This is a genomic window from Pseudomonas sp. NPDC098747 (assembly GCF_044760045.1).
In the GTDB taxonomy this organism is placed as follows: Bacteria; Pseudomonadota; Gammaproteobacteria; order Pseudomonadales; family Pseudomonadaceae; genus Aquipseudomonas.
This window is the reverse complement of record NZ_JBIWAL010000050.1, coordinates 1,880-12,891: the sequence shown is the minus strand read 5'-3', so window position 1 is coordinate 12,891 and position 11,012 is coordinate 1,880. Positions and strand designations below refer to the sequence as shown.

General features: G+C 58.7%; 11 protein-coding genes. 9 read left to right on the top strand and 2 right to left on the bottom strand.

Annotation, left to right across the window (positions count from 1 at the left end):
• The 9 genes from pdxA to ACIQVE_RS23395 form a co-directional block, all read left to right on the top strand.
• Positions 1 to 978: 4-hydroxythreonine-4-phosphate dehydrogenase PdxA (gene pdxA, locus ACIQVE_RS23435; protein ID WP_402812813.1), on the top strand; the 978-nt coding region annotated here is incomplete at its 5' end.
• Positions 975 to 1,793: a 16S rRNA (adenine(1518)-N(6)/adenine(1519)-N(6))-dimethyltransferase RsmA gene (rsmA, locus tag ACIQVE_RS23430; protein ID WP_402812810.1), complete on the top strand. Its 819-nt coding sequence runs from the start codon at positions 975 to 977 to the stop codon at positions 1,791 to 1,793. The genes pdxA and rsmA, both read left to right, overlap by 4 nt.
• A 113-nt stretch (positions 1,794 to 1,906) precedes the next feature.
• Positions 1,907 to 2,287, top strand: a complete 381-nt coding sequence (apaG, locus tag ACIQVE_RS23425; protein ID WP_402812807.1) for a Co2+/Mg2+ efflux protein ApaG — start codon at positions 1,907 to 1,909, stop codon at positions 2,285 to 2,287.
• Positions 2,287 to 3,168, top strand: a complete 882-nt coding sequence (locus ACIQVE_RS23420; protein WP_402812804.1) for a symmetrical bis(5'-nucleosyl)-tetraphosphatase — start codon at positions 2,287 to 2,289, stop codon at positions 3,166 to 3,168. Before apaG ends, ACIQVE_RS23420 begins: the two co-directional genes overlap by 1 nt.
• Before the next feature lie 33 nt (positions 3,169 to 3,201).
• The gene (gene glpE, locus ACIQVE_RS23415) at positions 3,202 to 3,531 is read left to right on the top strand and encodes a thiosulfate sulfurtransferase GlpE (RefSeq protein WP_402812802.1); all 330 of its coding nucleotides are present in this window, start codon (positions 3,202 to 3,204) and stop codon (positions 3,529 to 3,531) included.
• A 297-nt stretch (positions 3,532 to 3,828) separates the two neighbouring features.
• Positions 3,829 to 5,751: a PrkA family serine protein kinase gene (locus ACIQVE_RS23410; protein ID WP_402812800.1), complete on the top strand. Its 1,923-nt coding sequence runs from the start codon at positions 3,829 to 3,831 to the stop codon at positions 5,749 to 5,751.
• A 120-nt stretch (positions 5,752 to 5,871) separates the two neighbouring features.
• Positions 5,872 to 7,143, top strand: coding sequence for a YeaH/YhbH family protein (locus ACIQVE_RS23405; RefSeq protein ID WP_402812798.1), 1,272 nt, complete (start codon positions 5,872 to 5,874; stop codon positions 7,141 to 7,143).
• Positions 7,140 to 8,702: a SpoVR family protein gene (locus tag ACIQVE_RS23400; RefSeq protein ID WP_402812796.1), complete on the top strand. Its 1,563-nt coding sequence runs from the start codon at positions 7,140 to 7,142 to the stop codon at positions 8,700 to 8,702. Before ACIQVE_RS23405 ends, ACIQVE_RS23400 begins: the two co-directional genes overlap by 4 nt.
• 63 nt (positions 8,703 to 8,765) lie before the next feature.
• Positions 8,766 to 9,995, top strand: a complete 1,230-nt coding sequence (locus ACIQVE_RS23395; RefSeq protein WP_402812794.1) for a multifunctional CCA addition/repair protein — start codon at positions 8,766 to 8,768, stop codon at positions 9,993 to 9,995.
• 81 nt (positions 9,996 to 10,076) lie between these two features.
• Here the strand turns inward: ACIQVE_RS23395 and folK are convergent, their stop codons facing one another.
• Both folK and folB read right to left on the bottom strand, forming a co-directional pair.
• Entirely contained in the window at positions 10,077 to 10,595 is a 519-nt protein-coding gene (gene folK / locus ACIQVE_RS23390) for a 2-amino-4-hydroxy-6-hydroxymethyldihydropteridine diphosphokinase (protein WP_402812792.1), read from the bottom strand.
• Positions 10,586 to 10,942 carry a dihydroneopterin aldolase gene (folB, locus tag ACIQVE_RS23385; RefSeq protein WP_042561393.1) on the bottom strand — a complete coding sequence of 119 codons (357 nt, stop codon included), beginning with the start codon at positions 10,940 to 10,942 and terminating at the stop codon, positions 10,586 to 10,588. The genes folK and folB overlap by 10 nt, the downstream gene beginning before the upstream one ends.
• Positions 10,943 to 11,012: the final 70 nt, after the last annotated feature.

Sequence of the window (11,012 nt, the reverse complement as noted above, 5' to 3'; positions counted from 1 at the left end):
CGTTTCGCGCTGACACCCGGCGAACCAGCCGGCATCGGTCCCGACCTGTGCCTGCTGCTCGCTTCGCAAGTCCAGCCACACCCCCTGATTGCCATCACCAGCCGCGACCTGCTCATTGAGCGGGCCGCGCAGTTGGGGCTGGCTGTCAATCTGCTGGAAGTCGGACCGAATCACTGGCCCGACGCCCCGGCACCGGCTAACAGTCTCTATGTCTGGGATACACCACTCAGCGCCCCTGTCGTCGCCGGGCAACTGGACAAGGCCAATGCCGCTTTCGTCCTCGAAACCCTGACCCGCGCCGGCAATGGCTGCCTCAACGGCGATTTTGCCGGGATGATCACCGCGCCCGTCCACAAGGGCGTGATCAACGAGTCGGGTATCGCGTTTTCCGGACACACCGAATTTCTGGCTGACCTGACCCACACCTCCCAGGTGGTGATGATGCTTGCCACGCGTGGTTTGCGCGTAGCACTGGTCACCACTCACCTGCCCCTGCGCGAGATTGCCGACGCCATCACACCGCAGCGGCTGGAGCGGGTCACGCGGATTTTGCACGCCGACCTGCAAGAAAAATTCGGCATTGCCCAGCCTCGCATCCTGGTGTGCGGCCTCAACCCGCACGCCGGTGAAGGCGGACATCTGGGCCATGAAGAAATCGACATCATCGAACCTACATTAGAGCGCCTGCGCGGCGAGGGCATGGACCTTCGTGGCCCGCTGCCAGCCGACACTCTGTTTACCCCCAAATATCTGGAGCACTGCGATGCGGTGCTGGCGATGTACCACGACCAGGGCCTGCCCGTGCTGAAATACAAAGGCTTCGGCGCTGCGGTCAACGTGACCCTGGGCCTGCCGATCATCCGTACTTCGGTTGACCACGGCACCGCCCTTGATCTGGCCGGCAGCGGCAAGATCGACACCGGCAGCCTGCAAGTCGCCCTGGAAACCGCCTACCAGATGGCCGAGACCCGTTTATGACCGAGCTATACCAACACAAGGCGCGCAAACGCTTTGGCCAGAACTTCCTGCACGATGCTGGCGTCATCGACCGTATCCTGCGCTCCATCAGCGCCAAGCCCGAAGATCGCCTGCTGGAGATCGGCCCGGGCCAGGGCGCATTGACCGCTGGCCTGCTGAATTCCGGTGGGCAACTGGACGTGGTGGAACTGGACAAAGATCTGATCCCGATCCTCAACCAGCAGTTTGCCGGCAAGAGCAATTTCAACCTGCATCAGGGCGATGCGTTGAAGTTCGATTTCAACACGCTCAACGCCGCACCGAACAGCCTGCGAGTGGTCGGCAACCTGCCGTACAACATCTCCACGCCGCTGATTTTCCATCTGCTGAACAACGCCGGCATCATTCGCGACATGCACTTCATGCTGCAGAAGGAAGTGGTCGAGCGTCTGGCTGCAGGTCCTGGTGGTGGTGACTGGGGGCGTCTGTCGATCATGGTTCAGTACCACTGCCGCGTAGAACACCTGTTCAACGTTGGCCCCGGCGCGTTCAATCCGCCGCCGAAAGTCGATTCGGCCATCGTTCGTCTGGTGCCGCACGCGGTACTGCCGCACCCGGCAAAGGATCACAAGCTGCTGGAGCGCGTCGTGCGCGAAGCCTTCAACCAGCGCCGCAAGACTCTGCGTAACACGCTCAAGCAATTGATGAGCAATGCCGAGATCGAAGCCGCCGGTGTCGATGGCAGCCTGCGTCCGGAACAACTCGACCTGGCGGCTTTCGTGCGCCTGGCCGACAAGCTCAGCGAGCAAGTCCCTGAAGCTCCCGTCGCCGACTGACCGGCGATGAACGCTATCGGGCAGGACGCCACTCTGGTTTACTGCCCGATACTTGCCTAGACTGATTCCCCATCAGCTACGCCCCGCGTTCCGCTTCGTTTAAGGCCTCTTGCATGTCCGATTCCCGTTACCAGGTCGATGTCAGCGTCGTTACCCACTATCTGGCAGACCAATCGCAACCCGAGCACGACCGCTTCGCCTTCGCCTACACCATCACCGTGAAAAACAACGGCGAAATCCCGGCTCGATTGATTTCGCGGCACTGGGTGATCACCGACGGTGACGGGCACAAAGAAGAAGTTCGCGGCGCTGGCGTGGTCGGCCAGCAACCGTTGATCGATGTCGGCAAAAGCCACACTTACAGCAGTGGCACGGTGATGACGACCAAGGTCGGCACCATGCAAGGCACCTACGAAATGGTCGCCGACGACGGCAAACATTTCGACGCCATCATCAGCCCCTTCTGCCTCGCCGTGCCCGGAGCCTTGCACTAATGGCAACGTACGCCGTCGGCGATCTGCAGGGCTGTCTCGCACCGCTCAAGTGTCTGCTCAAGCAAGTGGCGTTCGACCCCACGCTCGATCGGCTCTGGCTGGTCGGCGATCTGGTAAACCGCGGCCCGCAGTCACTGGAAACCCTGCGTTTTCTATATGGCATGCGCGAATCGCTGGTCTGCGTCCTCGGCAACCATGATCTGCACCTGCTCGCCGCGGCAAAAAACATTGAACGCCTGAAGAAGTCCGACACCCTGCGCGAGATTCTCGACGCGCCCGACTGTGCCGAACTGCTTGAGTGGGTCCGCCAGCAAAAGCTCATGCACTACGACGAGACGCGCGACGTTGCCATGGTCCATGCCGGCATTGCGCCGCAATGGTCTCTGCGCCGCGCCCTGAAGTGTGCCGCCGAAGTCGAAACAGCCCTGCGTGACGACAACCTGTTTCCCGCGTTCCTCGACGGCATGTACGGCAACGAGCCGGCGAGGTGGGACAACGACCTCAAAGGCGTGACCCGCCTGCGCGTGATCACCAACTATTTCACCCGCATGCGTTTCTGTACTGCCGAAGGCAAGCTCGACCTCAAGAGCAAGGAAGGCCTCGACACTGCCCCGCCCGGCTATAAACCCTGGTTCCAGCACAAGGACCGCAAGACCCACGGCCTGCGAATCATCTTCGGTCACTGGGCGGCACTGGAGGGCAACATCCATGAGCCAGGCATTTCTGCTCTGGACACCGGGTGCGTCTGGGGCGGCAGCATGACCCTAATGAACGTCGACAGCGGCGAGCGTCTCTCCTGTAAATGCGACGAACACGGCGGCGTGCTGTCTTCGCTCACACCACTTACCCCCGAAACTTCGCCAGTCAGCGCCCCGCGTTAGACTGCGCAATCAGCCGAGCAACAGGAACCCGTCATGAGCGAATTCAAACGAATCCCCCCGGAACAGGCCCAGGCCCTGCGCGAACAAGGCGCGGTGGTGGTCGATGTCCGTGATCCCGCTACTTTTGCCGCACTGCATATCAGTGGCTCGAAGCATCTGGACAACGTTTCCATCTCGGATTTCATCCGTGCCGCCGACCTTGATGCGCCGACGATAGTGGTCTGCTACCACGGCAACTCCAGCCAGAGCGCCGCCGCGTACCTGATCAGTCAGGGCTTCTCCGACGTCTATAGCATGGACGGCGGCTTCGAGCTGTGGCGTACGACCTACCCTGCGGAAACCGCGCAAGGCACCACCGAATAATTTTTTTGTAACGCGCAGGCCCCGGCTCCCGCGGGCCCGCGCATGGCAGACGAACGGTCTGCCACAACTAATTACGTATCTCGCCTTTACCTCCCGAATTCCCAACTATCCTTAAGCCCAGGCCATCCAAATCAGGGGAGAGCCGGTACACCGGCGCACGGGTCATCGGGAGTGACTTTCACGATTGTCGATCGTGAAAGGGTTCTGGGGGGTAAACAAACAGCTGCCACAGCGGCTGCTTGCCAGCATCGACTGAGTGATCCGGCGTCGGCTCCACGTATCGAGCGAGGTGACGTCATGAGTATCTTTAGCCACTTCCAACAACGCTTCGAGTCCACACGCCAGGAAGAACTCTCGCTGCAAGAGTACCTGGAGTTGTGCAAGCAAGACCGCAGCGCTTACGCTTCTGCCGCCGAGCGTCTATTGCTGGCCATCGGCGAACCGGAACTGCTCGACACCTCGACCAACTCGAGGCTGTCACGCATTTTCTCCAACAAGGTGATCCGTCGTTATCCGGCCTTTGAAGACTTCCACGGGATGGAAGAATGCATCGACCAGATCGTCTCGTATTTCCGCCACGCCGCCCAAGGCCTTGAAGAGAAGAAACAAATCCTCTATTTGCTCGGCCCCGTCGGTGGCGGTAAATCGTCCCTTGCCGAGAAGCTGAAGCAGCTGATCGAGAAAGTGCCGTTCTACGCGATCAAGGGTTCGCCAGTATTCGAGTCGCCGCTGGGTCTGTTCAACGCCACTGAAGACGGCGCGATCCTCGAAGAAGACTTCGGCATTCCAAAACGCTACCTCAACACCATCATGTCGCCATGGGCGACCAAACGTCTGGCCGAGTTCGGCGGCGACATCAGTCAATTCCGCGTGGTCAAGCTGTACCCGTCGATCCTCAATCAGATCGCCGTGGCCAAGACCGAGCCGGGCGATGAAAACAACCAGGATATTTCGGCGCTGGTCGGTAAGGTCGACATCCGCAAACTCGAAGAATATCCACAGAACGACGCGGACGCTTACAGCTACTCCGGTGCGCTGTGCCGAGCCAACCAGGGCTTGATGGAATTCGTCGAAATGTTCAAGGCACCGATCAAGGTGCTCCACCCGTTGCTGACCGCTACTCAGGAAGGCAACTACAACAGCACCGAGGGCTTGGGCGCGATTCCGTTCACCGGGATTCTGCTGGCCCACTCCAACGAATCGGAGTGGCACACCTTCCGCAACAACAAGAACAACGAAGCCTTCATCGACCGAATCTACATCGTCAAAGTGCCGTACTGCCTGCGCGTCAGCGATGAAGTAAAAATCTACGACAAACTGCTGTTCAACAGCTCCCTGGCCAAGGCTCATTGCGCACCTGACACCTTGAAGATGCTGGCGCAGTTCACCGTGCTGTCGCGCCTCAAGGAGCCGGAAAACTCCAACATCTATTCCAAGATGCGCGTGTACGACGGCGAGAACCTCAAAGACACCGATCCGAAGGCCAAGTCGATTCAGGAGTACCGCGACACGGCAGGTGTAGACGAGGGCATGAACGGTCTGTCGACCCGATTTGCGTTCAAGATCCTCTCCAAGGTCTTCAACTTCGATCCGCATGAAATCGCCGCCAACCCGGTGCACTTGCTTTACGTGCTGGAACAGCAGATCGAACAGGAGCAATTCCAGGCCGAGACTCGCGAGCGTTATCTACGCTTCCTGAAAGAGTATCTGGCACCGCGCTACATCGAATTCATCGGCAAGGAAATTCAGACCGCTTACCTCGAGTCCTACAGCGAATACGGGCAGAACATCTTCGACCGTTACGTGCTGTATGCAGACTTCTGGATTCAGGATCAGGAATACCGCGATCCGGAAACCGGCGAGATCCTCAACCGCGTCGCCCTCAACGAGGAACTGGAGAAAATCGAGAAACCGGCCGGCATCAGTAATCCAAAGGATTTCCGCAACGAGATCGTCAACTTCGTGTTGCGCGCCCGGGCCAACAACAACGGCAAGAACCCGACCTGGCTCAGCTACGAAAAACTGCGGGTGGTCATCGAGAAGAAAATGTTCTCGAACACCGAGGACCTGCTGCCAGTCATCAGCTTCAACGCCAAGGCCAGCAAAGAGGACCAACAGAAACACAACGACTTCGTTACACGAATGGTCGAGCGCGGCTACACCGACAAACAGGTACGGCTACTTTCCGAGTGGTACCTACGGGTCCGGAAATCGCAGTAAAACAGCTACAAGCTTCAAGCTACGAGCTGCAAGAGAACAACGCGAGACCCCTGATGCCGGGGTAACCGCCTCTACTTGCAGCTCGCAGCTCACAACTTGAAGCTGACCGGAGGGCCACCTATGAGCTATGTGATCGACCGACGCCTCAATGGCAAGAACAAGAGCACGGTAAACCGCCAGCGCTTCCTGCGGCGTTACCGTGACCACATCAAAAAGGCTGTCGAAGAGGCCGTAAGCCGTCGCTCCATTACCGATATGGAGCACGGCGAGCAAATCAGCATCCCCGGTCGAGACATCGACGAACCGGTGCTTCACCACGGCCGTGGCGGCAAGCAGACCGTGGTGCATCCCGGCAACAAGGAATTTACCGCCGGCGAACACATCGCCCGACCTCCGGGAGGTGGCGGCGGACGCGGTCCGGGCAAGGCCGGCAATTCCGGCGAGGGCATGGACGAGTTCGTCTTCCAGATCACCCAGGAAGAATTCCTCGAATTCATGTTCGAAGACCTCGAACTGCCGAACCTGGTCAAACGCAACCTGACCGGTACCGACACCTTCAAGACCGTACGTGCAGGGATAAGTAACGAAGGCAATCCCTCACGCATCAATATCATCCGCACCCTGCGCTCAGCTCACGCGCGGCGCATTGCCCTGTCCGGCAGCAGCCGGGCAAAACTGCGTGAGGCCAAAGCCGAACTGGAGCGTCTGAGACGCGAAGAGCCGGATAACTTCGGCGATATTCAGGCACTCGAAGCAGAAATCGAGAAACTCAGCGCGCGCATTCATCGCGTGCCGTTCCTCGACACCTTCGACCTCAAATACAACCTGCTGATCAAGCAACCCAACCCCAGTTCCAAGGCTGTCATGTTTTGCCTGATGGACGTTTCCGGGTCCATGACCCAGGCAACCAAGGACATCGCCAAGCGCTTTTTCATCCTTCTGTACCTGTTCCTCAAGCGCAACTACGACAAGATTGACGTCGTGTTCATCCGCCACCACACCAGTGCCCGGGAAGTGGACGAAGAGGAGTTTTTCTATTCACGGGAAACCGGCGGCACCATCGTCTCCAGCGCATTGAAATTGATGCAGGAGATCATGGCCGAGCGTTATCCGAGCAACGAATGGAACATCTACGCAGCCCAGGCTTCCGACGGCGACAACTGGAACGACGACTCACCAATCTGCCGCGACATCCTGATCAACCAGATCATGCCGTTTGTGCAGTACTACACTTACGTAGAGATCACACCGCGCGAACACCAGGCCCTCTGGTACGAATACGAACGTATCGCCGAAGCCTTTTCCGACACGTTTGCCCAGCAGCAACTGGTCTCGGCCGGGGATATCTATCCGGTCTTCCGTGAACTCTTCCAGCGCAGGTTAGTGACATGACCGCCAAAGAGCAGAAGCGCCAACCCATTTCCACCGGCTCCGAATGGACGTTCGAGCTGATCCAGACCTACGACCGCGAAATCGCCCGTATCGCGGCCGGCTACGCGCTGGATACCTACCCCAACCAGATTGAGGTGATTACTGCCGAGCAGATGATGGATGCGTACGCCTCGGTCGGGATGCCGCTGGGCTACCACCACTGGTCCTACGGCAAACATTTCCTCAGCACCGAAAAATCCTACAGCCGCGGACAGATGGGGCTGGCGTACGAGATCGTGATCAACTCAGACCCGTGCATTGCCTACCTGATGGAAGAGAACACCATCTGCATGCAGGCGCTGGTGGTGGCTCATGCCTGCTACGGCCACAACAGTTTTTTCAAAGGCAATTACCTGTTCCGCACCTGGACTGATGCCAGTTCGATCATCGATTACCTGGTGTTCGCCAAGCAGTACATCATGCAATGCGAGGAGCGCCACGGCATTGATGCGGTGGAAGACCTGCTCGACTCCTGCCATGCGCTGATGAACTACGGGGTTGATCGCTACAAACGCCCGTATCCGATTTCCGCCGAAGAGGAACGCCGGCGGCAGAAAGATCGCGAAGAACACCTGCAGAAGCAAATCAACGATCTGTGGCGCACCATTCCAAAAGGCGCGGACAAGTACAGCGACAAGGACAACGCGCGCTTCCCGGCCGAGCCGCAGGAAAACATTCTGTACTTCATCGAGAAGCACGCGCCGTTGCTGGAGCCCTGGCAGCGGGAAATTGTGCGGATCGTGCGCAAGATTGCCCAGTATTTCTATCCACAACGCCAGACTCAGGTGATGAACGAGGGTTGGGCAACGTTCTGGCACTACACGTTGATGAACGACCTGTATGACGAAGGCCTGGTCACCGACGGATTCATGATGGAGTTCCTGACGTCGCACACCAGCGTGGTGTTCCAGCCAGGTTTCGACAGCCCTTACTACAGCGGTATCAACCCCTACGCACTCGGCTTTGCCATGTACCGCGACATCCGGCGCATGTGCGAAGAGCCCACCGAGGAAGATCGCCATTGGTTCCCGGACATCGCCGGCACCGATTGGCTGTCGTCCATCAAGTTCGCCATGAGCAGCTTCAAGGACGAAAGCTTCATCCTGCAATACCTGTCACCAAAAGTGATCCGCGACCTGAAACTGTTCAGCATCCTCGATGACGACCAGAAGGACGACCTGCTGGTACCCGCGATTCATGACGAAACTGGCTATCGGACTATCCGCGAAACCCTCGCAGCGCAGTACAACCTCGGCAATCGTGAGCCGAACGTGCAGATATACAGCATTGATCGTCGCGGTGACCGTTCGCTGACCCTGCGGCATCAACAACACGACCGCAAACCGTTGGGCGACTCCACCGATGAAGTGCTCAAACACCTGCATCGCCTGTGGGGTTTCGACATTCATCTGGAAACGCTACAAGGCGACCAGATCATGAAAACCCATCACGTACCGCCACGCAGTGAACACAGCGAAGGGGATTACGGTCGGCTCGATCTCGCCGTCATTCATCTTTGATTGGGTTCTGGCCTCCGAAAGTCTGACGCAAGGGTTATCCTGTCGGGCTAACGGAGGTTTTTTATGCAGATTTTCAAGGTTGGCGGTGCGGTACGTGATCGCTTGCTGGGCAAACCGGTCACCGATATCGACTGGGTCGTGGTGGGCGCCACCACCGAAGAAATGCTCGCTCAGGGCTATCGCCCGGTCGGTGCGGATTTCCCGGTGTTTCTTCATCCGAAAAGCGGCGAGGAATACGCCCTCGCCCGCACCGAGCGCAAAAGCGGTCGGGGTTATGGCGGCTTCACTTTTCACGCCAGCCCTGAAGTCACGCTTGAAGAAGACCTGATCCGCCGTGATCTGACGATCAACGCCATGGCCGAAGACGATCAGCAGAATTTGACAGATCCTTACCACGGCCAACGCGATCTTGAAGCCCGAATCCTTCGCCACGTTTCGCCGGCATTCGCCGAAGATCCGCTCCGAGTACTGCGTGTCGCTCGCTTCGCCGCTCGTTATGCGGACATGGGTTTTACCGTTGCGCCCGAGACGCTGGAGCTGATGCGTCAGCTCAGTGAGTCTGGCGAACTTGAGGCACTGACAGCGGAACGCAGCTGGAAGGAAATCTCCCGGGCGCTGATGGAAGATCAGCCGCAGGTGTTCATCCAGGTGCTACGCGACTGCGGCGCGCTGAAAGTGCTGATGCCAGAAGTCGAAGGACTTTTCGGCGTGCCGCAGCCAGAAATCCATCACCCAGAAATCGACAGCGGCATCCACACTCTCAGCGTTCTGGAGCAATCGGCGCGGCACAACCAGCCGCTGACCGTGCGCTGGGCTTGCCTGCTGCACGACCTCGGCAAAGGCTTGACGCCGCAAGAGGAGTGGCCGCGACACATCGCCCACGAACACAAGGGCCTGAAGCTGATCAAAGCGGTCAACGAGCGCTTCAAGGCGCCGAAGGACTGTCAGGAATTGGCGCTGCTGGTCGGCCAGTACCACACCCACGGCCACCGCGCCCTGGAGCTGAAAGCCTCGACTTTGCTGGAGTTGCTGCAGAGTTTTGATGTTTATCGCCGGCCGCAACGTTTTGAAGAATTTATCGCTGCGTGCGAGATGGATGCCCGAGGCCGCAAAGGTCTTGAGCAGAGGAGTTATCCACAGGCGGATTATTTGCGTGGCGCGGCGAGTGTGGCGCGCGGCGTGGCAGTGCAGCCGCTGCTGGAAAAGGGATTCAAGGGCCCGGAATTGGGCGAGGCGCTTAAGCGCGAGCGGCTCAAGGCTTTGAAGGCTTACAAAGAAGCGTCGTCAGCCTGAAAAGCTTCGCGAGCAAGCTCGCTCCCACATTGGTCACGTATCACTGCGGGAGCGAGCTTGCTCGCGAAGGTGTCAGTCAGTTCAAACCAAACTCGATGGCGTGAGTTGCTCGCCCCGCCACTCGAATGCCACCGGCGCCAACACCTGATCAATCTGCGCCTCGGCCCACAGCGTGGCGAAGCTTTTTCCTACACTTGGATGCACACGATCCGGCGCGATCAGCGACAGCGGCCACAACACAAAGGCGTTTTTCAGGATCTCGGCGCGCGGCAGGATCAATCCGTCGAAATTGCCCACCAGATCACCGAACAACAACACGTCGATATCCAGCGGCAGACCCTTTCGGCCCGGTGCGTAACGACCGTTATCCGCCTCGATGAATTTCAAGCGGCGATCCAGCTCCATCAACGGCAGGTCGGTAAACGCCGACACCACGAAGTTGAAGAAAGGGCCACTCTTGATCCCCACAGGCGCGCTCTCAAATACCGCCGAACAGCGGATATCCACCAGAAACGTCGCCAGCGCATCCAGACCAGCGCGCAAATGGGTTTCGCGCTCGATATTGCTACCGAGCCCGAGATAGACCTGAGTCAGCGACATCCGCGCTCGATCTCCACACCCACGCCACCCTTGGCGGCCGGCACGGCACCTGGCTTGGTCAGCTTCAGGCGCACCCAGGTGATCTTGAATTCGTCCATCAGCACCGCGACCAGACGCTCGGCAAAGGTCTCGACCAATTGAAACTGCGCCTGCTCGGCAAACGCCTGGATACGCGTGGAAACGCTGGCGTAGTCGAGCGCCAAAGTCAGATCATCACCAGCCGCGGCCGGGCGATTATCCCAGGCGAAGCTCAGATCAAGACGCAGGCACTGTCGGATGCCGCGCTCCCAGTCGTAGGCACCGATCACGGTGTCGACTTCCAGGCCCTCGATAAACACTCTGTCCACGCACTTTTCTCCGCTGCAAGACAAGGGCGCAATGCGCCGTTAGAATCAGGGCGTCCTCGCCCGGAATAGT